Annotated in this window: 17 protein-coding genes; 11 read left to right on the top strand and 6 right to left on the bottom strand. The window is 62.6% G+C overall.

Translation table 11 applies throughout. The annotated features are described in order from the left end of the window. Positions 1 to 20 precede the first annotated feature (20 nt). From mltB to MPZ60_RS18070, 4 genes are read right to left on the bottom strand one after another with little or no spacing between them, the layout of a single operon-like run. Entirely contained in the window at positions 21 to 1,163 is a 1,143-nt protein-coding gene (gene mltB, locus MPZ60_RS18085) for a lytic murein transglycosylase B (protein ID WP_034352663.1), read from the bottom strand. Beyond that, on the bottom strand, positions 1,160 to 3,268 hold the full coding sequence (locus MPZ60_RS18080) for a DUF3488 and transglutaminase-like domain-containing protein (RefSeq protein WP_034352658.1): 2,109 nt from the start codon (positions 3,266 to 3,268) through the stop codon (positions 1,160 to 1,162). The genes mltB and MPZ60_RS18080 overlap by 4 nt, the downstream gene beginning before the upstream one ends. Then, on the bottom strand, positions 3,265 to 4,326 hold the full coding sequence (locus MPZ60_RS18075; protein ID WP_034352654.1) for a DUF58 domain-containing protein: 1,062 nt from the start codon (positions 4,324 to 4,326) through the stop codon (positions 3,265 to 3,267). The genes MPZ60_RS18080 and MPZ60_RS18075 overlap by 4 nt, the downstream gene beginning before the upstream one ends. Positions 4,327 to 4,360: 34 nt before the next feature. After that, positions 4,361 to 5,281, bottom strand: coding sequence for a MoxR family ATPase (locus tag MPZ60_RS18070; RefSeq protein WP_034352651.1), 921 nt, complete (start codon positions 5,279 to 5,281; stop codon positions 4,361 to 4,363). 36 nt (positions 5,282 to 5,317) lie between these two features. Between MPZ60_RS18070 and MPZ60_RS18065 the strand changes: the two genes are divergently transcribed. From MPZ60_RS18065 to cydX, 11 genes are all read left to right on the top strand, one after another. After that, positions 5,318 to 6,277, top strand: a complete 960-nt coding sequence (locus MPZ60_RS18065; protein WP_003053043.1) for a histone deacetylase family protein — start codon at positions 5,318 to 5,320, stop codon at positions 6,275 to 6,277. Between the two features lie 21 nt (positions 6,278 to 6,298). Then, a complete protein-coding gene (locus MPZ60_RS18060) occupies positions 6,299 to 7,075 on the top strand; it encodes an enoyl-CoA hydratase (protein WP_034352648.1) in 777 nt (258 codons plus the stop codon). A 401-nt stretch (positions 7,076 to 7,476) separates the two neighbouring features. Beyond that, positions 7,477 to 8,226, top strand: coding sequence for an electron transfer flavoprotein subunit beta/FixA family protein (locus tag MPZ60_RS18055; RefSeq protein WP_012839288.1), 750 nt, complete (start codon positions 7,477 to 7,479; stop codon positions 8,224 to 8,226). 154 nt (positions 8,227 to 8,380) lie between these two features. After that, entirely contained in the window at positions 8,381 to 9,325 is a 945-nt protein-coding gene (locus MPZ60_RS18050; protein WP_242899877.1) for an electron transfer flavoprotein subunit alpha/FixB family protein, read from the top strand. Positions 9,326 to 9,465: 140 nt separating this feature from the next. Beyond that, positions 9,466 to 10,596 carry an ABC transporter substrate-binding protein gene (locus MPZ60_RS18045; RefSeq protein WP_034356912.1) on the top strand — a complete coding sequence of 377 codons (1,131 nt, stop codon included), beginning with the start codon at positions 9,466 to 9,468 and terminating at the stop codon, positions 10,594 to 10,596. Between the two features lie 284 nt (positions 10,597 to 10,880). Further along, positions 10,881 to 11,837, top strand: a complete 957-nt coding sequence (locus MPZ60_RS18040; protein WP_034356911.1) for a nitronate monooxygenase family protein — start codon at positions 10,881 to 10,883, stop codon at positions 11,835 to 11,837. A gap of 240 nt (positions 11,838 to 12,077) precedes the next feature. Next, positions 12,078 to 13,808 (top strand): thiol reductant ABC exporter subunit CydD, encoded by a 1,731-nt coding sequence (gene cydD / locus MPZ60_RS18035; protein WP_187771853.1) that lies wholly within the window; start codon positions 12,078 to 12,080, stop codon positions 13,806 to 13,808. After that, complete coding sequence (locus MPZ60_RS18030; RefSeq protein WP_034356910.1) at positions 13,805 to 15,529, top strand: amino acid ABC transporter ATP-binding/permease protein; 1,725 nt, start codon at positions 13,805 to 13,807, stop codon at positions 15,527 to 15,529. Before cydD ends, MPZ60_RS18030 begins: the two co-directional genes overlap by 4 nt. Positions 15,530 to 15,560: 31 nt before the next feature. Beyond that, positions 15,561 to 17,150 (top strand): cytochrome ubiquinol oxidase subunit I, encoded by a 1,590-nt coding sequence (locus tag MPZ60_RS18025; protein ID WP_034356909.1) that lies wholly within the window; start codon positions 15,561 to 15,563, stop codon positions 17,148 to 17,150. 13 nt (positions 17,151 to 17,163) lie between these two features. Next, on the top strand, positions 17,164 to 18,318 hold the full coding sequence (gene cydB, locus MPZ60_RS18020; RefSeq protein ID WP_034356908.1) for a cytochrome d ubiquinol oxidase subunit II: 1,155 nt from the start codon (positions 17,164 to 17,166) through the stop codon (positions 18,316 to 18,318). A 105-nt stretch (positions 18,319 to 18,423) separates the two neighbouring features. Continuing rightward, entirely contained in the window at positions 18,424 to 18,564 is a 141-nt protein-coding gene (cydX, locus tag MPZ60_RS18015) for a cytochrome bd-I oxidase subunit CydX (RefSeq protein ID WP_003053063.1), read from the top strand. A 74-nt stretch (positions 18,565 to 18,638) separates the two neighbouring features. On the opposite strand, the gene eda is transcribed toward cydX, so the two are convergent. Together eda and edd are read right to left on the bottom strand one after the other, a co-directional pair. Beyond that, positions 18,639 to 19,286 carry a bifunctional 4-hydroxy-2-oxoglutarate aldolase/2-dehydro-3-deoxy-phosphogluconate aldolase gene (gene eda / locus MPZ60_RS18010; protein ID WP_034356906.1) on the bottom strand — a complete coding sequence of 216 codons (648 nt, stop codon included), beginning with the start codon at positions 19,284 to 19,286 and terminating at the stop codon, positions 18,639 to 18,641. Continuing rightward, positions 19,271 to 21,118 (bottom strand): phosphogluconate dehydratase, encoded by a 1,848-nt coding sequence (edd, locus tag MPZ60_RS18005; RefSeq protein WP_034356904.1) that lies wholly within the window; start codon positions 21,116 to 21,118, stop codon positions 19,271 to 19,273. Before edd ends, eda begins: the two co-directional genes overlap by 16 nt. Between the last annotated feature and the right edge of the window lie 52 nt (positions 21,119 to 21,170).

The raw sequence follows: 21,170 nt of genomic DNA, 5'->3' as shown, positions 1-21,170 counted from the left end.
GCGCTGCAGCTCGAATGAATCTAGTTGCGTGTGGCAGAGGCGGTCTGGCTGGCCAGATAGGCTTCATGTACCTCGCGCCCCAGCTCTATCACCGACAGCGCATAGAACGCCGACCAGTTGTAGCGCGTGATGGCGTAGAAGTTCTCGGTACCTGCGATGTACTCCGTGGGGCCGGAGCTGCCGTTTTTCAGCTCGATCAGTGCCAGCGGACGCTCATAGTTGTCGGCGCCCAGCACACGTACTTCACGTTCTGCCATCTGCGCGGCAGTGAATGTGGGGTTGATATCGGGTGCGAGCAGGGTTGCCAGATTCTCACCCTGGGCGCGCATGTCCACGGTAAAGGCTGTGGGCAGGCCTGGCTTCCAGCCATGGCCGACGAAGTAGTTGGCGACCGAGCCGATGGCGTCGGTGGCGCTGTTGAACAGGTCTATGCGACCATCACCGTCAAAGTCGACCGCGTACTTGTCCCAGCTGGTGGGCATGAACTGACCCAGGCCCATGGCGCCGGCATAGCTGCCGCGTAGCGCAAACGGGTCACTGCCCGTGCGGCTGGCCGTGACCAGCACCTGCTCGAGCTCGCCACGGAAGTAGTCGGTGCGGGCCTGGGCGCGAGGGTGGGATTGCGGAAAGTCCAGTGCCAGCGTGGCCAGGGCATCCATCACGCGAAAGTTGCCCATGTTGCGGCCGTAAATGGTTTCCACGCCGATGATGCCGACAATGATCTCTGCGGGCACGCCGAACTGCTGCTCGGCACGCGCGAGCGCTTGGTGGTTGGCCTGCCAGAACTTCACGCCGGCGCGTATGCGCACGGGGTCGATAAAGCGGCTGCGGTATACCGTCCAGTTCTTCACAAAGGTCTTGCCGGCCGGCGTCATCAGGCGTGTGACTACGGGCAGGTTGCGCGCTTCGCTCAGCTGCGCACGCACCCAGTCGACAGGCAGATCGCGGCGGACTGCGATTTCTTCGGCCAGTTGCATGGCGTCGCCCCGACCGGCATAGGCCACGGCCGTGGCGGCTGCAGCCGTGGCTACGGCAGCCGGTGCTGCCTTGCGGACGGCTTTTTTGGCCGGTGCGGCGATGACGCTGGCGGTCAGCAGGCACAGGGCCAGAGTACTCAGTGTTTTAGCTTTGAGGTGCTTGCTGTTATTGAGGGTGATGCTCATGTTTTATTTCTTGAGGGATAGGGCCAGCGTTGCTTCCGGATGGACAGCCAGCGTCGGCGCAAGGACTTCAATTCGGTGACTTCGGTATTGGAGGATGGCGCATAGCGTAGCCTTTCCATGTCCAGCAGCCAGTCGGATACGGCCGTAGCCAGGGGTGCGGATGCAGATTCCTTGGCCCAGCTCTCCTGCACGCGGCGCGACAGGCTGCGCGCGGAGTCGCTGGCACCGCTCGCTATGCCTGCGCGCTGCAGCCGCAGTCTGGCAGCGTGCATGAGCTGGCTCCAGCCGTCGCGTTGCGGACGTGTGGCGCGGGCCCAGATCAGCCACAGCAGCGCCAGAGCGCTCAAGCTGCCCGCCAGCAGGCGCAGCAGATCCGTCCAGCTTGGCGATTCGAAGCCCAGGCTCTGCAGCAGATTGAGCTGACGGCTTTGCGTGTAGTTGATTACCCACTGGTTCCAGCGGTTGTTGACGGCCTCCCAGACGGCGCGCAGCTTCTCCAGCGTGCCGGTATCGACGAAGTTGCCAACGGCGCTGGCAAAGGCACCGGGGGGAGGGCTCAGGCGCTGGAACTGGCCGACCCGGCTGGGTGCGACAGCGCCCGTGGGATCCACGCGGACCCAGCCCCGGCCGGCAATCCAGACCTCGGTCCAGGCATGGGCATCGCTGTTGCGCACGGTCCAGTAATTGTCCACGCTGTTGCGGTCGCCGCCCTGGTAGCCGGTCACGATGCGCGCGGGCACTCCCATGCTGCGCATGAGCACGGCAAAGGCTGAGGCGATGTGCTCGCAAAAGCCTTGCTTGCTGTCAAACCAGAAGTCATCGGCGGTGTGGTCGCTGTCGACCACGCCGGGCTCCAGTGTGTAGGTGTAGCCGCCGGTTTTCAGGCGCTGCAGGGCGGAGGCGATCAGCCTGTCCGTATCCGCGCCGGCGCCCGGCTGGGCGCGCAATTCGGCCTGCAAATGTTCGCCCAAAGCCTGTGTGCGTGGGTTGCTGCCGGCTGGCAGCTGCAGATAGCGCTTGAGCTCTGGAGTAAGCTGCAGCGGCCCATGACTGAAGTCGAGATGGCTTTGGGCATCGACACGCAGCACATCGGTAATCGGGCGCCAGCTCAGCCACTGGAGGCTGGAGCTCATGCGAAGCCTGCCTACCGAGGCGCCCGGCGGAATCTGCGGTTCGGTCTTGGCGGCATCCAGCAGGGTCAGCCAGCGACGCTTGCTCGGCTCGATCAGCATCTGGTAGTGAATGGGTTCACCGCTCACGCGCAACTGAGGCATGGCCATGGCGTCGAGCACAGGGTCGGCCTGCCAACGGCGGCCATCGAACTGGCTGAGAACCGGGCCGCGAAAGTACAGGGCGTTGGCCGGCGGCTCTTTGCCCTCGGGGGTATCGAAACGGATGCGCAGGGCCACGCTGTCGTCCATGGCCAACGAGGCGACCTCGCCCACGCGCATGCTTTCGGACAGGCCCGAACGCCCGGCCATATCATCGGATGGCACGCCCCATAGCGGTGTCATGCGCGGAAAAAACAGAAACAGCGACACCATCACGGGCGCTCCCCAGAGCGCGAGCCAGCCTGCAGTGCGCAGAGCCTGTGTCAATGGAGGCTTGCCGGCCGTCATATGGGCGTTGACCAGGGCTGTGAGCAGGCCCATCAGCCCGAGCACCATGGCCATGGCTGTGGGCAGGGACTGCGAATAGAAAAAGTTGCTGAGCAGTACAAAAAAACCCAGAAAGAACACCACCATGGCATCGCGACGCGCGCGCAGCTCCAGTGTCTTGAGCGCCAGCAGCATGACGACCAGGGTCACGCCAGCATCGCGGCCCACAATCGTTTTGTGCGTGGCCCAGGTCGCTCCAATGGCGATGGTCAGTACGCCCGCCAGCACCCAGCGGCTGGGCAGGGGGGCGCTGGTCAGTGCCAGGCGTGCGCGCCACAGCAACAGGACTGAGGCAAAGGCGCTGGTCCACCAAGGTGTGTGCTGAACCTGAGGCAGCATGATCCAGGCGATGACGGCGAGCAGAAACAGCGTGTCCCGTGCATCGCGCGGCAGGGCAGTCAGGCGCTGCAGCCAGTTGCTGCCGGCGGAAGAGGCGGTTGCGTTCATGGACAGGCGGCCAATGCTTCGAGGCAGCGCGTGGTGTGCTGTACACCGCTGGCCGGCGCGATTTCCTGGCCTCCGGGCAGGCGCAGGCCCCAGGTACGGCCTTGCTGCTGAGCCATCAGCACCCAGGCGGTAAGGCGCGACAACCGCGCCTCATGGTCGGCCAGGCCGGTATGGCGCGCATCGAGCCAGAGACGGTGATGGTGGGCCATGGGCCGGTCGCGGCTGACCAGTTGGTGGCTGCTTGCGGCAAAGGACTGAGCCGCTTTCTTCCATACCACCAGCTTGAGCGGGTCGCCAGTCTGATAGCTGCGCACGCCATCGAACTCATCACCGCTGCGTACCTGGGCGCTGCTGCGGCCGCCGGCTTCGGGGCTGGCGGCTGGCAGCGGCGGGGCATGGGTTTCAGGTGCGGGATAGACCCAGACCAGGGTTTGGGGCCGCCACAGAGCCCAGACGCGAAATGCGCCCAGCGGGTAGCGCGTGAGTATGGAGATGGCGGGCAGCTCCTGCCGGCCGCGACGTGTGGGCATGAAGCTCAGCTGCACGGCGGTGCTGCCCTGCTCGGGAATGTCGACCCAGGTCCAGGCATCAGAGTGATCGGTGTTGTGCCGGGTCTTGTGCAATGCGAGACCTATGCCCCAGCGACGCGAGCGGCGGGCATTGTGCAGGCTGATATGCATGGGGCAGGGCGCATGGGCAAAGCAGCCGCCCGACGCGTTGCCTTGAGTACCTGCGCCGCTGAGGCTCAACTGCAGACCGCGCAGATTGCCATGGCCCACAACCATGCTGGCGGTCGCGCTGCCTGCCAGCAAGAACGTGAGCAGGTAGCCGAGGTTGAGCTGGTAGTTGATGGCAGCAATCAACAGCACGATCAGCGTGGCCAGCATGGCCCAGCCCGCGCGCGAGGGGAGGATGTAGACATTGCCCTGGGTCAGCGTGAGCTGGTCGCTGCGCGGCAGACGTGCAAACATCCACTCGCGCACCCTGGCGCGGGGCGAGAGCCGCTGGAAGATATTGGAAGTCTCTGGCTGCTCGCCCTTTGATGCCGAGCGCTTCATGCTATGAAATTCATGACGAAATACATCGGCAGCATCAAGATAGCGGTACGGCTTGCATCATGGCGCGCACCTGCTCCACGGCACCACGGCCTGCATGGCCCACGGGAACCAGACGGTGGGCAATCACCTGGGGCAGTATGGCTTGCACATCGTCGGGCGCCACATAGTCGCGGCCTTCCATCAGCGCGATGGTCTTGGCCGCACGTAGCAGCGCGATGCCTGCGCGTGGTGACAGGCCCTGGGCAAACCACTGGCCGTTGCGTGTGGCGGCAATCAGATCCTGCACATAGTCGAGCAGGGCGTCGCTGGCATGCACGGCCAGAGCAGCAGCCTGCAGTTGCTGCTGCTGCTGCTGGGAGATGACGGGCAGCAGTGCATCGGCAGCGGCGCGCCGGCCATTGCCCGCGAGCAGCTTGCGCTCGGAATCGCGCGAGGGATAGCCCAGGCTTATGCGCATGAGAAAACGGTCCAGCTGGCTTTCGGGCAACGGGAAGGTTCCCAGCTGCTCCAGAGGGTTCTGGGTGGCAATCACAAAGAAGGGGGCGGGCAGGCTGTGGGTCTTGCCTTCGGTCGTGACCTGGCGCTCCTCCATGGCTTCGAGCAGCGCACTCTGGGTCTTGGGGCTGGCACGGTTGATTTCGTCGGCCAGCAATACCTGAGCAAACACCGGCCCGGGATGGAACACAAAAGCCTCTTGTCCGCGATCGTAGATGGAGACCCCCGTGAGGTCGCTGGGCATGAGGTCGGCAGTGAACTGCACACGAGAGAACTGCAGGCCGAAACTGCGTGCCAGCGCATGGGCCAGGGTGGTCTTGCCTACACCAGGAACGTCTTCGATCAGCAGGTGACCGCCTGCCAGCAAACAGGCGACACCGTCTCTGACCTGATCCGGCTTGCCCTCCATCACCGTGTTAAGCTGACTCAAAAGCGCATTAATTGTGTTCTGTGCATGCATGGCAGAAACATATCCTAAATAAGCGATAGCGGAGACATGACTGTGGGCAAGACAGGTTATTTCACCCACCGGGATTGCTGGTTGCATGAGATGGGGCCGGGCCACCCTGAATGCCCGGCGCGGCTGGACGCGATAGAGGACAGGCTGCTGGTCAGCGGCGTGGGCGATGCGCTGGAGCGCTGCAATGTGCCGCTGGCATCATTGGCCGAGATCGAGCTGGCGCATGACCCCATGCATATTGCCGCCCTGCAGGGCCTGACCGACCGGCTGGAGCAGGAGCTGGCAGCTGGCGGGCCCGAGCACAGGCAGCTCGACACAGATACCTCCATCAACCGCCACACCTTCAAGGCCGCACTGCGTGCTGCAGGGGCCACACTGGCTGCTACCGATGCCGTGCTGGCCGGTGAACTGGAAAATGCTTTTTGCAGCGTGCGCCCGCCTGGTCACCATGCCACGCGCAACCAGGCCATGGGTTTTTGCTTTTTCAACAATGTGGCCGTGGGCGTCAAGTATGCGCTGGAGCGCCACCATCTCAAGCGCGTGGCCGTGATCGACTTTGATGTACATCACGGCAACGGCACGGAAGACATCCTGGCCGGTGATCCGCGCGTGCTGATGTGCGGCATCTTCCAGCATCCCTTCTACCCGTTCAGCGGCGACAAGGACCCGGCCTCCAATATGCTCAACGTGCCCGTGGCCGCTTACACAAAGGGCATGGACATTCGAGAGATCATCGAGATGATGTGGATTCCGCGCCTCGAAGCATTCAAGCCCGAGATGATCTTCATCAGCGCCGGCTTTGATGCGCATCGCGAAGACGATATGGGCCAGCTCGGCATGACGGAAAACGACTTTGCCTGGATCACCACTCGCATCAAGGACATCGCACGGCGTTTTTCCAAGGGTCGCATTGTTTCCTGCCTCGAAGGCGGTTACGTAATGGACCCGCTGGCGCGCAGCGTGGAAGCACATCTGCGCGTATTGGCCGATATCTAGTCCGAAAGCAGGGTGACAGCAATGAGCGATTCCTTGGTACAACTGAGTCAGGACGAGCGCGGCGTGGCACGCATCACGTTGAGCGACGCGCAGCGTTTCAACGCCTTGAGCAGTGAAATGCTCATGGCCCTGCAGTCGGCGCTGGATGCCGTGGCCAAGAACGAGCAGGCGCGTGTGGTGGTGCTGGCCGCCCAAGGCAAGGCCTTTTGCGCCGGGCATAACCTCAAGGACATGGCGGCCCATACGGAGCTGGCTTACTACCAGCAGCTGTTTGCCCAGTGCAGCCGCATGATGCTCTCGATTCAGAAGCTGCCTGTTCCCGTCATTGCAAGAGTACAGGGCATCGCAACGGCAGCAGGTTGCCAGTTGGTGGCGCAGTGTGATCTGGCCGTGGCCAGCAGCGAGGCTCGCTTTGCCACCAGCGGCATTCAATACGGCTTGTTCTGCTCCACGCCCAGCGTGCCCTTGGTGCGCAACATGCCGATCAAACAGTCCATGGAAATGCTGCTGACGGGTGAGTTCATCGATGCGCAGACGGCTCTGCACTACGGTCTGCTCAATCGCGTGGTCGAGCCGGAGCGGCTCGATGCCGGGGTGGAAGAGCTGGTGTCTGCCATCGTGAGCAAGCCCCGGGTGGCCATCAGAATGGGCAAGGAGCTGGTCTATCGCCAGCGTGAAATGGGCCTGGAGTCGGCTTATCAGCTGGCGGGTCAGACCATGGCTGCCAATATGCTGGATGCCGACGCGCAGGAAGGCGCTCAGGCTTTTGCGCAAAAGCGCCGGCCTCGCTGGCGCTAAACCCTGGATTTGCGCTCCCCGGCCTTCGTTGTTGGGCAGGCGGAGCTGCGTGGATGGCGTCGTTCACAGCGCGGAGTCTTGTGTTTTCGGCCCGTCCATTTGAACGACGAGGCCGCTTTCTGGCAGTGTTACCGTGAGGCCTATCTGGATGCAGGCATGGCACTGATGGACTCAATTCCTAGGTTTTACCCTGATTTGACCCATCTGAGACCCATGATTTCGCAAGGCTTGTGCATAAAATTGAACGGTCGTTCTTTTTTATGCCGTTCCACCTGCGAAGGCTGCTGCACAGATCTCCGGGCAGATTGTCTGGAAAATTGTGCAGAGAGTGTTGCGGTGCCGCATAAAATGAATCCAGTTTACGTAAACGTCAATGCAGTAATCATTAAGGAGCCGCAGCAATGAAGGTATTGGTCCCTGTCAAGCGCGTGGTGGACTACAACGTCAAGGTCCGCGTGAAGTCGGACGGCACGGGTGTGGACATCGCCAACGTCAAGATGAGCATGAACCCCTTTGACGAAATCGCCGTCGAAGAAGCCGTGCGCCTTAAAGAAAAAGGCGTGGTGACCGAAGTCATCGCCGTCTCCTGCGGCGTGGCCCAGTGCCAGGAAACCCTGCGCACGGCCATGGCCATCGGTGCCGATCGCGGCATCCTGGTCGAGACCGATGTCGAGCTGCAGCCCCTGGCCGTGGCCAAGCTGCTCAAGGCCCTGGTGGACAAGGAGCAACCCGGTCTGGTCATCTGCGGCAAGCAAGCCATCGACGACGACGCCAACCAGACCGGCCAGATGCTGGCGGCCCTGGCCGATCTGCCCCAGGCCACCTTCGCCTCCAAGGTCGAAGTCGCCGGCGACAAGGTCAACGTCACTCGCGAAGTGGACGGTGGCCTGGAAACCGTGGCCCTGTCCACGCCCGCCGTCATCACCACCGACCTGCGCCTGAACGAGCCCCGCTACGTCACCTTGCCCAACATCATGAAGGCCAAGAAAAAGCAGCTGGACACCTTCAAGCCCGAAGACCTGGGCGTGGACGTGACGCCCCGCCTCAAGACCGTGAAGGTCTCCGAGCCTGCCAAGCGCGGCGCTGGCGTCAAGGTGGCCGATGTGGCCGCCCTGGTCGACAAGCTGAAAAACGAAGCAAAGGTCATCTAAGGCCCCCTGAGCCGCTTCGCGTCATCCCCCGCAGGGGGACGACACCCTCGGTGCGGGGCGGCCCTTCCTCGGTGTCCCGCGCTTGAGCCGCGCCAGATTGGCCGGCTGCGGGTAATGCAGGCACCATGAAAAATTCTAGAGAAAGACGACTGAAATGACCTCTCTCGTTATTGCAGAACACGACAACGCTTCGATCAAGACTGCGACCCTGAACACCGTGACGGCTGCCAAGGCCTGCGGCGGTGATGTGCATGTGCTGGTGGTTGGCGAAGGTGCAGCCGCTGCAGCAGCCGCTGCCGCCCAGATCGCCGGTGTCTCCAAGGTCATCCATGCCGACGGCGCCAGCCTCAAGGACAGCCTGGCCGAGAACGTCGCCGCCCAGGTGCTGGCGATTGTGGGCAGTGGTGCCGGCAACTACAGCCACATCCTGTTCCCCTCGACCGCCTCGGGCAAGAACGTGGCGCCCCGCGTGGCCGCCAAGCTGGACGTGGCCCAGATCAGCGACATCACCAAGGTCGACTCCGCCGACACCTTCGAGCGCCCCATCTATGCGGGCAACGCCATTGCCACCGTGCAGTCCGCCGATGCCGTCAAGGTCATCACCGTGCGTACCACCGGCTTTGACGCAGCCGCTGCCACTGGCGGCTCGGCGGCCGTGGAAACGGCGGCTGCCGTGGCTGACAGCGGCAAGAGCGCCTTTGTGGGCCGCGAAGTGACCAAGAGCGACCGTCCCGAACTGACGGCAGCCAAGATCATCGTCTCCGGTGGCCGTGCTCTGGGCTCGGCCGAGAAGTTCACCGAAGTGATCACCCCCCTGGCCGACAAGCTGGGTGCGGCCATCGGTGCCAGCCGTGCGGCCGTTGATGCGGGCTACGCTCCCAACGACCTGCAAGTGGGCCAGACGGGCAAGATCGTGGCGCCCCAGCTGTACATTGCCTGCGGCATCTCGGGCGCGATCCAGCATCTGGCGGGCATGAAGGACTCCAAGGTGATCGTGGCGATCAACAAGGACCCCGAAGCACCGATCTTCTCGGTGGCCGATTACGGTCTGGAAGCCGATCTGTTCACGGCTGTGCCCGAACTGGTCAACGCGCTGTAATTTGGCGCACATCAAAAGAGGGGCTTCAAGCCCCTCTTTTTCCATGGGCGCCTGGCTCGTACAGGTCAGGTCATCAACAATAATTCGGCAGCTGCATGGGCGCTTCAGACCCACTGCATTGATGGAGAGGGAGACTCTGAATGAATCGCAAGCATTGGGTGTTGGCGCGAGCCGGTTTGGTCGCCATGTGTGCAGGTGCTGTTTTGGTGGCACAGGCCTGGACGGTAGGGCAGGTGGCCCCGATGTCGGGGGCCGAAGCCAGTCAGGGGCGGGCCTATGCGCAGGGCATGCGTCTGTACTTTGACCAGGTCAACAAGGCCGGTGGTGTGCAGGGCCAGCCTGTGGAGCTGGCCGTGCTCGATGATGTGGGCCATCCCGAAGAGACCGTGACCAAGACGCGCAAGCTGCTGAGCGAATCCAAGCCCGTGGTGCTGGCAGGCTATTTCGGCAATCGCAATCTCTTGGCCTTGCTGGAGAGCAAGGCTCTGGATGGCTCGCAGATTCCGCTGGTGGGTTATCAGAGCACGGATACCCGTGTGCTGGCATCACCCCAGATGTTCTCCACGCGTGCAGGGCTTGTCGAGCAGATCGCAAAGATTTCCACCCACCTGGCCACCGTAGGCATCACGCGGCTGGCGTTGGTGTTCGAGGAGCGTCCCGATGCACAGGAGCTGACGGCCTTGGTGACCAAGGCCGTGAACCCCAGCGGGGCCAAGCTGGTCGCATCGGCCATGCTTAAGAGCCGAGGTGGCTCGGACAAGGCTGTGCAGGAACTGCAGGCTGCGAAGACTTCGCCTCAAGCCATCCTGTTGGTGGCTTCCAGCCCTGCCACGGCGGCATTTGTCGAGGCATATCGCATGGAGGGCGGTACCGCTCAGGTCTATGCCACGGCCGAGGCCGATATCGAGCAGTTGGCCAAGCGTCTTCCTGTGGAGTACATGAGCGGTCTGTCGATTGCCCAGGTGGTGCCCAGTCCCTATAAGGTCTCGGGCAAGCTCAACAAGGAGTTTCGCGACGCGACGATTGCTGCGGGCAAGTCCCTGGACGTTCCGGTGAGCTTTGCGATGATGGAAGGCTTTGTGAATGCCAAAGTCATCGTGGAGGCCATGCGTCGCAGCCAGCCGGTGACGCCGGAAAAAATGAGTGCCGCCTTGCGCGGACTGGAGTCTTATGACCTGGGCGGCTACTGGGTGAACTTCAAGCCCGGGCAAGTGGGATCCAAATATGTGGACCTGTCCATCGTCAATGCCGCCGGGCGTGTGACGCAGTAAGAAACCAAGGCCTGACGCAGCACCGCGTTCAGGCCTTTTTTGCGCCTGCTCCCATCACGATGCTCTTCCGTGCACAGAGAAGGCAAAAACTGTTGCCCTGGGGACAGGGAGTGGCGCCATGGCAGGCGAAACTGGCCAAAGGCCAGTCGGACGGCTTCACCGTCGGCACAGGGGTGCAAACAGTGAGCCGTCCTTCGAACTGCTTCTGAAATAAGAGCTGCCGGCGTATCTGGAACAAACGCTGCAGCCCTTTTTTATTGATAAAACGAAGAAGGAGACAACATATGTCCAAGCTGCCACCTGCCCTCAAAAAGCTGGCTTTGCCTGTCATCGGCTCGCCGCTTTTCATCATCAGCAATCCCAAGCTTGTCATCGAGCAGTGCAAGGCCGGTATCGTCGGCTCCATGCCTTCTCTCAATGCCCGCCCGGCCGAGCAGCTGGAGGACTGGCTGGCAGAGATCACCGAGACTCTGGCGGCCTGGGACAAGGCCCATCCCGATCGCCCTTCGGCACCATTCGCCATCAATCAGATCGTGCACAAAAGCAATGACCGTCTGGAGCACGACATGCAGGTCTGCGCTAAGTACAAGGTGCCCATCATCATCACCAGCCTGGGTGCGCGTGAAGATGTGAATCAGGCCGTGCATGGCTGGGGCGGTGTGGTGCTGCACGACATCATCAACAACAAGTTTGCTCGCAAGGCCATTGAAAAAGGTGCCGATGGCCTGATCGCCGTGGCAGCCGGTGCTGGCGGCCATGCGGGTGTGAAGAGCCCATTTGCCCTGGTGCAGGAAATTCGCCAATGGTTTGACGGCCCTCTGGCGCTGTCCGGCTCGATTGCCACGGGTGGCTCGATTCTGGCGGCCCAGGCCATGGGTGCGGACTTTGCCTATATCGGATCGGCCTTCATTGCCACCGACGAGGCGCGCGCCGTAGAAGCCTACAAGCAGGCGATCGTCGAGGGCAGCTCCGACGACGTGGTCTACAGCAATCTGTTCACAGGCGTGCATGGCAACTATCTGGCACCTTCGATTCGTGCGGCCGGTCTGGATCCGGAAAACCTGCCCGAATCAGACCCCAGCAAGATGAATTTTGGCGGCGGTGCGCAAAAGGCCTGGAAAGATATCTGGGGCTGTGGCCAGGGTATCGGTGCCATTGACAAGGTGCAGTCCACGGCGGAGCTGGTGGCTCGCCTCAAGCGTGAGTACGCCGAAGCCAAGGCAAGCCTGCTGGTTGCCTGAGGCAGTTCACTATCTTCTGTGCCAACGGCGTCTTCGGACGCCGTTTTTTATGGGCGGCTTGCTCGCTTGATGTTGCTCAAGCACGACTTGTGCAAGGGTTAACCCTTGTTAAATCGCTTCGGAGTTGATGCGTATCAATGTAGGCCTGGTCCTGCAATTGGCTTTTGCATATCAAGTCATGATGATTGTCAAAAGAAGAGTAGTATTCCGTTAATTTCAGTAAATACTGAAAATTGAGAAATGCAGCACACCCCTTCTTCTTCCACCGACAAACAGGTCGATACAGCACATGCCGAGTTGGCGAGCGTCATCCGTCGCCCTAGCGCGGGAGCTGTGTGGCAGGTGTTTGCCGGGCTGATATGGCTGCCGCAGGCAGCCTTGCTGGCCTGGGCTGTGCAACTCATGGCCAACGGTCAGGGCAGGGCCGCCGTCTGGCCCATGGCTGCTGGCGTGTTGTTGCTGGGCTTGCTGCGAGCCTGGGCAGAAGGCCATGGCGGCATGCTGGCCAATCGTGCAGCGCGCGCGCAGCTCAGCAGCTTGCGCGCCCGGGTGGCGCAGTCGCTGGCTCAGACATCGCCGCTGGACAAGAGCCGCCCAGCTTCCGGCCAGGCGGCCAGCGCCATGGCCGAGCAGGCCGAGGCCATTGTTCCGTGGCTGGCGCGTTACCAGAGCGCGATGTGGCGTGTGCGTCTGCTGCCCTTGGTGATTTTGGCTGCCGTGGCCTTGCAGTCATGGGTCGCTGCTCTGATTTTGATGGTTGCCGCGCCGCTGATTCCGCTTTTCATGGCGATCGTGGGCAGGCGTGCCAAGGCGGCCAGCGAAGAGCAGATGCTGCAGCTCGGTCATATGAACGCTTTCTTGCTGGACCGCCTGCGTGGCCTGAGCACGCTACGTGCACTGCATGCCGTGGAGCTGACGGGCCAGCGGCTGCGTGACCATGCCGAAGACCTGCGCACCCGCACCATGCGCGTGCTGCGCATTGCCTTTCTGTCTTCTGCGGTGCTGGAGCTTTTCTCGGCACTGGGTGTGGCCATGGTGGCCGTCTATATAGGTTTTCACCTGCTGGGCACGCTGAATTTCGGCGCCTGGGGCGACAAGCTCGGTCTGGGCCAAGCCATGTTCGTGCTGCTGCTGGCGCCGGCATTTTTCGAGCCTTTGCGCGATCTCTCGGCCGTCTGGCATGACAGAGCCGCAGGCGAGGCCGCACTGCAGACCTTGCAGAGCATGCAGGCGCAGTCCATGCAGATTGTCGGTGCACAACATGCCGCTGAAGCATCTCCGGTCGATGAGCAGTCATGGCCTGGCCAGCCTGTGTCCGTAAGCGTTTCGGGACTCAAGGTTCAGGCGCCAGGCAGTGACTCCAGCCTCGCGCCGCTGTCTTTGCACATACAGGCCGGCGAGCATGTGGCGCTGTGGAGTCCCAGCGGCAGCGGCAAATCCGTGCTGCTGGCGCAGATTGCTGGCCTTTTGCCGGTACAGCAAGGCCGTATCGAAATCGACCGGCAAACGCTTGAGGCCGGCAGTGCTACCCAGCTGCGCCGGCGCATGGCCTGGCTGGGTCAGTTGCCCCATGTCTTTGCCGGCTCGGCCGCGCGCAATATTGCGCTGGGGCGCAGCTCGGTAGGACCCGAGCAGATTGCCGAAGCTACGCAGTTGGCGGCACTTGATGAGGCCCTGGAGCATCGCCCCGGCGCAAGCCTGGGTGAGGGGGGCGCAGGCCTTTCCGGTGGCGAGGTGGTACGTTTGGCTCTGGCACGTATGGCCGCGCAGACACAGGCCGGACTGCTGCTGGTCGATGAACCTACTGCTCATCTGGATCCCGAGACAGCAGCCCAGATTACGCAGTCTCTGCGCCATATGGCCAGGGGGCGCACCATGCTGGTCGCCACCCACGATGCACAGCTGGCCGCTGCCATGGATCGCGTGATCGAGCTGCCGCTGCTGCGACCGACGCGGGAGCCGCAGCCATGAAGATGCGAGCCATTTCAATGCGCGAGATGCTGAAGCTGCTGGGCCAGATGGCGCCGCACAAGCTCTGGCTGGGAGGTGCCGCCCTGGCAGCGCTTACGGTGCTGATGGGCATGGCATTGCTGGGTTTGTCGGGCTGGTTCATCACGGCCACGGCCCTGGCCGGGCTGGTGCCTGCCACGGCCCTGGTGTTCGATGTGTTCATGCCCTCGGCCGGCATTCGCCTGCTGGCCGTGGGCCGCACCGGTGCCCGCTATGCCGAGCGCCTGGTGACTCACGACGCCACACTGGCCGTGCTGGCCGCTTTGCGCCAGAGACTGTTCCTGAGCTGGGCTCGCCCGCAGGCCGCCCGTCTGTTGCTGCAGCGCCCGGCCAGGCTGTTGCAGCGTCTGACCTCCGATGTGGATGCCCTGGACAATCTTTATCTGCGCCTGCTGGTGCCCGCCGTAGCGGCGCTGGGCGCGGCCTTGCTGGCGGCTCTGGCCTACGGGTTCATGCGCTGGTGGCTGGGCCTGTTGACCCTGGCGTGGATGCTGCTGACTGGCTGGGGCATTGCCCTGTGGCATGGCTTGCGCAGCCGCAAGGCCGCTGTACGCCGTGCCATGGCACTGGAGGCCATGCGTGCCCAAACCGTGGATCTGGTTGCAGGCCAGACCGAGCTGCTAATGGCAGGCCAGTTGCCTGCCCAGGTGCAGCAAGTGCTGCACAGCGATGCGCGCTGCGCCCAGGCCGATGAGCGGCTTTATCAATCCGAAGCGGCTGCCGCCCAGGCTTATGGTGCGGTGTCTGCCATTACTTTGAGCGCATCCGTGCTGTTGATGGCCTGGTTGATGGAACAGGGCCGCATCAACGCGCCGGTTGCTGCGCTGGGTATTTTGCTGGCACTGTCGGCAATGGAGCCGTTTGCAGCTCTGCGCAGAGGGGCAGAACAGGCCGGGCGTACCTGGCTGGCGCTGCGCAGGCTGGCTCCACCGTTGGCGGCCAAGGCCGAAGCGGCAGAGAGTCCGCAGCAGCCTGTGCAGAAGCTGGCCGTCAGCCTGCAGTCTGTCCGACTTCGTCAATTGGGTCCTATAGACCTGAACGTGCGCCAGGGCGAGCGCGTGGCGCTGATCGGCTGCAGCGGTGCAGGCAAGACCAGCTTGCTGCATTTGATGGCGGGTGAGCTGCAGCCGGACGAAGGCGTGGTTCAGGCCCGCGGCTGCAGCTGGATGACACAGAGAACCGAGCTTTTTCAGGACAGCCTGCGCAACAACCTGAGGCTTGCCGATGCCAAGGCCGACGATGAGCAACTGTGGGGCGTCCTGCAGGCTGCAGGTCTCAGAAGCGACGTCATGGCCCTGCCACAGGGGCTGGACACCATGCTGGGTGAAGGCGGCCTGGGTCTGTCCGGAGGCCAGTCGCGCCGGCTGGCACTGGCCAGACTGCTGCTGAGCCCGGACCGCTGCTGGCTGCTTGATGAGGTGACGGAGGGACTGGATGCCGTCACTGCTGCCGATGTGCTGAAGCGGTTGGTGCAGGCGGCTGAGAGCGGCTCGCGAACGCTGATTTTTGCCACGCATTGGCAGCGTGAGGCGAGCCTCGCCGATCGCATTGTGTATCTGCAGGCAGGACAGGTAAGAACGCAAGCCCTGCGCGGCACGCCAGAGTTTGAGCAGTTGATGGCAAGGCTGCGACCCGATGCGCTGGGTGCTGTTGCACCGCAGTCCATATGTTTTTCCGATTGATTTTTGAAGTACCGAGAGAAAGGACCTGACCATGGACCTCGACATCGTCGATTTATCGCGACTGCAGTTTGCGATAACGGCGCTCTACCACTTTCTGTTTGTGCCGCTGACACTGGGCCTGTCCATACTCGTTGCCATCATGGAGACGGTGTATGTGATGACCGGACGAGCCATCTGGCGCGACATGACCAAGTTCTGGGGCGTGCTGTTCGGCATCAACTTCGCCATGGGCGTGGCCACCGGCGTGGTGATGGAGTTCCAGTTCGGCATGAACTGGAGCTACTACAGCCACTATGTGGGCGACATCTTTGGTGCGCCGCTGGCGATCGAGGGTTTGATGGCCTTCTTCATGGAGGCGACCTTTGTCGGCCTGTTCTTCTTTGGCTGGGATCGCCTCTCCAAAGTCAAGCACCTGATCGTCACCTGCCTGATGGCCATAGGCACCAACTTCTCGGCGCTATGGATTCTGGTCGCCAATGGCTGGATGCAGAACCCCGTGGGTGCTACTTTCAACCCCCAGACCATGCGCATGGAAGTGAATGACTTCTTTGCCGTGCTCACCAATCCCGTGGCGCAGGCCAAGTTTGTGCACACGGTGTCGGCGGGTTATGTCATGGCCTCGCTGTTCGTGCTGGGTATTTCGGCCTGGTATCTGCTCAAGGGTCGTCACATCCATCTGGCCAAGCGCTCGATGACGGTGGCCGCATCCTTTGGTCTGGCTGCTTCGCTGTCGGTGGTGGTGCTGGGCGATGAGTCCGGCTATCTGTCATCCGAACACCAGAAGATGAAGCTGGCGTCGATCGAAGCCATGTGGGAGACCGAGCCCGCACCCGCCTCTTTCACGGCCTTTGGTTTCCCCGACCGCGAGGCGCGCGAGACCCATTTTGCCGTGCACATCCCATGGGTCATGGGCCTGATCGGTACGCGTTCGCTGGACACCCAAATTCCCGGCATCAACGAATTGGTCAAGAGTGCGGAGGGCAATATCCGCAACGGTATCGACGCCTATGACGCGTTGCAGACCATTCGCAAGGCCAGGACCGATGCCGAGATTCCCGCCGAGGCACGTCTGCGCTTTGAGAACAATGGCGCCAATCTGGGCTACGCCCTGCTGCTGATGCGCTATGTGGATGACCCACGCAAGGCGACCGAAGCACAGATCCACCAGGCGGCAATGGATACCGTGCCGCCGGTCGGTCCGCTGTTCTGGACCTTCCGCATCATGGTGGCCTTGGGCATGTTCTTCATCGTGCTGACCGGAACCTTCTTCTGGCTGGCTGCCCGCCACAGGCTGGATGCCTACCCCTGGCTGCTCAAGGTTGCAGTGTTCTCGATTCCGCTGCCCTGGATCGCCGCCGAATGCGGCTGGGTGGTGGCCGAGCTGGGTCGTCAGCCCTGGATCATCGAAGGCGTGCTGCCCACGGCCATGGCGGTTTCCAATCTGGGCGCGAAGACGCTGTTGCTGACCATTGCCGGCTTTGTGCTGATTTACACCGTGCTGCTGGTTATCGAGCTCAAGCTGATGGTCAAGGCCATCAAGAAGGGCCCCGAGCATGAGAGCGAACCTCACCTCAGCCTCTACGAACCCATGATCAAGAAGCTGGCACGCGGCCAAAGCTGAGAGGAGCAACCAAATGATCTTGCATGAACTGATTTCATATGACGTGCTGCGCCTCATCTGGTGGCTGCTGCTCGGCGTGCTGCTGGTGGGCTTTGCCGTCACCGACGGCTTTGACCTCGGCGCCATGGGCCTGCTGCGCGCCACGGCCAAGACCGATGTCGAGCGCCGCACGGCCATCAACTCCGTCGGCCCCGTGTGGGAAGGCAATCAGGTGTGGCTGATTCTGGGCGGTGGCGCCATCTTTGCGGCCTGGCCCCAGCTTTACGCCGTGTCCTTCTCGGGCTTTTACCTGGCCATGTTTGCCGTGCTGGTGCCGCTGATCCTGCGTCCCGTGGCGTTCAAGTTCCGCAGCAAACATGAAGATGCAGCCTGGCGCAACCGCTGGGACTGGGTGCTGTGCATCACGGGTCTGGTGCCAGCGCTGCTGTTCGGTGTGGCAGTGGGCAATGTGATCCTCGGCGTGCCATTTCGTCTGGGTGACGATATGCGCATTTACTACGACGGCAGCTTCTTCGGCCTGCTCACGCCTTTCGCATTGCTGTGCGGTCTGGTCTCGCTGTCCATGCTGCTCATGCATGGTGCGGCCTGGCTGATGTTCAAGACCGATGGAGAAGTCGCCAACCGCGCCGCCAGGTATGGCACATGGTTTGCCGTGCTGACCACCGTGCTGTTTGCGGTTGCCGGCCTGTGGCTGGCTACAGGCATCAACGGCTATGTGATTACCAGCGAGATCAACCCCGTCGGTCCCTCCAACCCCTTGAACAAGACCGCAGCCGTGGCTGCCGGTGCATGGATGGCCAACTTCAAGTCCTATCCCATGCTCTGGCTGGTGCCCGGTATCGGCCTGCTCATGCCGCTGATCGTGGCCATCGGCTTGCGCAGCCGTCGCGAGTGGCTGGCGCTGCTGGCAAGCGGCCTGGCGATTGCCGGAATCATCCTGACCGTGGGTGCTGCCATGTTCCCCATGATCCTGCCCTCCAGCATTGATCCGCGCTTCAGTCTGACGGTCTGGGACTCGTCTTCCAGCCATGTCGTGCTGTTCATCATGCTGGTCTGCGTGCTGATCTTCCTGCCCTTGATCCTGGCCTATACCAGCTGGGTGTACTCGGTGCTGCGAGGCAAAGTGGACGTGAAAGCCATCGTGACCGGCCAGGGCCACTCGTATTGAGATGGGACGCCCCTCGGACGCCATGCTGCGTTCTTCCTTCTGTGTGGGGGGGCGGTTCGAATATTGTTGGCCCATGCATTGGATGGGCCGAATGAAAGGAAACTTATGTGGTATTTCGCCTGGTTGCTGGGTCTGCCGCTGGCAGCAGCCTTTGCCGTGCTCAATGCGATCTGGTTCGAGTTGATGGATGACGAGGCAACGCGTCGCAAGCTTCTGGAGCGAACCAAGTCGCTGCCGGATGCCTGAGTCGCCAAGACATGGAAAAGCCCGGTCGGCCTGGAGCTGACCGGGCTTTTTTTATGGATGAGGCCTTGTCTTGCTCAGGCCGTGCGAGAGCTTCTCAACGCCTGCGTGGCCTGAGCCAGCTCGGTGATGAGCGACCAGTTGCCACTCTCCACGGCACTGGCGGGGACCAGCCAGGAGCCGCCCACGCAGACCACATTGGACAGCGCCAGAAACTCCGCCGCGTTGCCGGGCGAGATGCCGCCCGTGGGGCAGAAACGCAGCTCTCCGAACGGACCTTGCCAGGCCTTCAGCATCTGGATGCCGCCCGACTGCACGGCGGGGAAGAACTTGAGCTCGGTAAAGCCATCTTCCTGAGCCATCATGATTTCGCTGCTGGTTGCAACACCGGGCAGCAGCGGCAGGTTCAGATCGCGGCAGGCCTGGCCCAGCTTGCTGGTATAGCCGGGACTGACGGCAAACCTTGCGCCGGCCCGAGCAGCCGCCGCGGCATCGGCTGCATTGCGCACGGTGCCCGCACCGACGATGGCTTCGGGCAGTTGCTTGGCGATGGCCTCTATGCAGGCCAGGCCCTGAGGCGTGCGCAGCGTGACCTCCAGAACCCTGATGCCGCCGGCCAGCAGTGCTTTGGCCATGGGCACCGCATGCTCTGCGTTGTGCAGCACGATGACCGGAATCACCGGTGCCTCCTGCATGATGGACAAGGCGGTCATTTGAGCAGCCATGTGCAAGCTCCTTCTTCTGCGCTCAGCGCATTGCGCCGGAATCCGGCAAACAGTTCACGGCCCAGGCCGCGGTGATTGGCTTGTTGCAACGCTGGCGGCATGATGGCCAGCGGCCTGGCTTCCCATTCGGCATCCGTCAGCTCGGCTTGCAGCAGGCCGGTGGGGGCATCGAGCACGATGATGTCTCCGCTTTGTACCTTGGCCAGCGGGCCGCCAGCCAGCGCTTCGGGACTGACATGGATGGCCGCCGGGACCTTGCCCGATGCGCCGCTCATGCGGCCGTCGGTGACCAGGGCCACGACATAGCCCTTGCCTTGCAGAACGGCCAGCGGAGGGGTGAGCTTGTGCAGCTCGGGCATGCCATTGGCCTGCGGACCCTGCCAGCGCACCACACAGACGACGCCATTGAAGCCATTGGTCTGGCAGGCCTGCTCCAGCGCACCGGATTTGAAGGCCGCCTGCAATTCATCCTGCGAATCAAAGACCCATGCCGGTGCCCGCAGTGCGTGGCGATCTTCAGGTACGGCGCTGATCTTGATGACACTGCGGCCAAGATTGCCTTTGAGCAGCTTCAAGCCGCCCGTAGGGCTGAAGGGGCGGCTGGCAGGGCGCAGAACAGTGTCATCGCCGGAGATGCCCGCATCCCGCCATTGCAACTGATGGTTTTCGACATGGGGGATGCGCCCGAAGGCAGCCAGCCCCTCTGGCCTAACCGTAAGCACATCGCCATGCATGAGTCCGGCCTGCAGCAGCTGGGCGATCACGTAACCAGGGCCGCCTGCGGCCTGGAACTGATTCACATCGGCGCTGCCATTGGGGTAGACGCGGGCCAGCAGGGGAACTACCGCAGACAACTGCTCGAAGTCATCCCAGTCGATGACGATTCCGGCTGCTCGGGCCACGGCCACCCAGTGGATCAGGTGATTGGTGGAGCCGCCGGTCGCCAGCAGGGCCACCATGGCGTTGACGATGCAGCGCTCGTCCACGACATGCCCTATGGGGGCAAAGCGGCGGCCCCGGGTGATGGACAGCACGGTACGCATGGCTTCGCGTGTAAGCAGTTCACGCTCTGCGTCGGCGGGGTTGATGAAGGCTGTGCCGGGAACATGCAGGCCCATGGCTTCGAGCAGCATCTGATTGCTGTTGGCCGTGCCGTAGAAGGTGCAGGTGCCCTGGTCATGGTAGGCCGCGTTTTCTGCTGCCAGCAGCTCCTGCCGGCCGACCAGGCCCTGCGCAGCCTGCTCGCGCACCTTGGCCTTGTCGCTGTTGGACAGGCCCGAAGTCATGGGGCCGGCAGGCACGAACACCATGGGCAGGTGGCCGAAATGCAGGGCGCCGATCAGCAGGCCGGGAACGATCTTGTCGCAGACGCCCAGCATCAGGGCCGCATCGAAAGTGTCATGCGTGAGAGCCACGGCGGTGGACATGGCAATCGTGTCGCGGCTGAACAGGCTCAGCTCCATGCCGGGCATGCCCTGGGTCACGCCGTCGCACATGGCCGGCACACCACCGGCCACCTGAGCCGTTGCGTCGTTGCGCCTGGCCTCGTCTTTCAGAATATCGGGGTAATGCGCAAACGGCGCATGGGCGGAGAGTACATCGTTATAGGCCGTGACGATGCCGACATTGGGGCCTTTTTCCTCAACGATGCGAATCTTGTCCGTGCCGGGCAGAGCAGCAAAGGCGTGGGCCACATTGGCGCAGCCCATGGTGCGTACTTGTGGAGGGCGCGCGGCCATGGCATCGACCTGTGCCAGATAGTCGGAGCGGCTGGCGCGGCTGCGCTCCTGGATGCGCCGCGTCACCTGGTCCAGAACGGGGTGAAGTGCCATGATGAAAGTCCTTGGGCAGCAAGGCCTGTGCTTGGGGCGCAGGCATTGTCTT

Source organism: Comamonas sp. 7D-2 (genome assembly GCF_022749555.1).
Lineage (GTDB): Bacteria > Pseudomonadota > Gammaproteobacteria > Burkholderiales > Burkholderiaceae_C > Comamonas > Comamonas thiooxydans.
Note: the sequence above shows the minus strand (reverse complement) of the source record. Positions and strands in the feature narration are given on the sequence as shown.

Excerpts from the sequence above, each read along its gene's own strand:
- MPZ60_RS18055 (WP_012839288.1), top strand. The coding sequence starts at position 7,477 with ATGAAGGTATTGGTCCCTGTCAAGCGCGTGGTGGACTACAACGTCAAG.
- MPZ60_RS18070 (WP_034352651.1), bottom strand. The coding sequence starts at position 5,281 with ATGCATGCACAGAACACAATTAATGCGCTTTTGAGTCAGCTTAACACG.
- MPZ60_RS18065 (WP_003053043.1), top strand. The coding sequence starts at position 5,318 with ATGACTGTGGGCAAGACAGGTTATTTCACCCACCGGGATTGCTGGTTG.
- MPZ60_RS18025 (WP_034356909.1), top strand. The coding sequence starts at position 15,561 with ATGGACCTCGACATCGTCGATTTATCGCGACTGCAGTTTGCGATAACG.
- cydD (WP_187771853.1), top strand. The coding sequence starts at position 12,078 with ATGCAGCACACCCCTTCTTCTTCCACCGACAAACAGGTCGATACAGCA.
- cydB (WP_034356908.1), top strand. The coding sequence starts at position 17,164 with ATGATCTTGCATGAACTGATTTCATATGACGTGCTGCGCCTCATCTGG.
- MPZ60_RS18050 (WP_242899877.1), top strand. The coding sequence starts at position 8,381 with ATGACCTCTCTCGTTATTGCAGAACACGACAACGCTTCGATCAAGACT.
- MPZ60_RS18080 (WP_034352658.1), bottom strand. The coding sequence starts at position 3,268 with ATGAACGCAACCGCCTCTTCCGCCGGCAGCAACTGGCTGCAGCGCCTG.
- MPZ60_RS18060 (WP_034352648.1), top strand. The coding sequence starts at position 6,299 with ATGAGCGATTCCTTGGTACAACTGAGTCAGGACGAGCGCGGCGTGGCA.
- MPZ60_RS18040 (WP_034356911.1), top strand. The coding sequence starts at position 10,881 with ATGTCCAAGCTGCCACCTGCCCTCAAAAAGCTGGCTTTGCCTGTCATC.
- MPZ60_RS18045 (WP_034356912.1), top strand. The coding sequence starts at position 9,466 with ATGAATCGCAAGCATTGGGTGTTGGCGCGAGCCGGTTTGGTCGCCATG.
- cydX (WP_003053063.1), top strand. The coding sequence starts at position 18,424 with ATGTGGTATTTCGCCTGGTTGCTGGGTCTGCCGCTGGCAGCAGCCTTT.
- MPZ60_RS18030 (WP_034356910.1), top strand. The coding sequence starts at position 13,805 with ATGAAGATGCGAGCCATTTCAATGCGCGAGATGCTGAAGCTGCTGGGC.
- MPZ60_RS18075 (WP_034352654.1), bottom strand. The coding sequence starts at position 4,326 with ATGAAGCGCTCGGCATCAAAGGGCGAGCAGCCAGAGACTTCCAATATC.
- edd (WP_034356904.1), bottom strand. The coding sequence starts at position 21,118 with ATGGCACTTCACCCCGTTCTGGACCAGGTGACGCGGCGCATCCAGGAG.
- eda (WP_034356906.1), bottom strand. The coding sequence starts at position 19,286 with ATGGCTGCTCAAATGACCGCCTTGTCCATCATGCAGGAGGCACCGGTG.
- mltB (WP_034352663.1), bottom strand. The coding sequence starts at position 1,163 with ATGAGCATCACCCTCAATAACAGCAAGCACCTCAAAGCTAAAACACTG.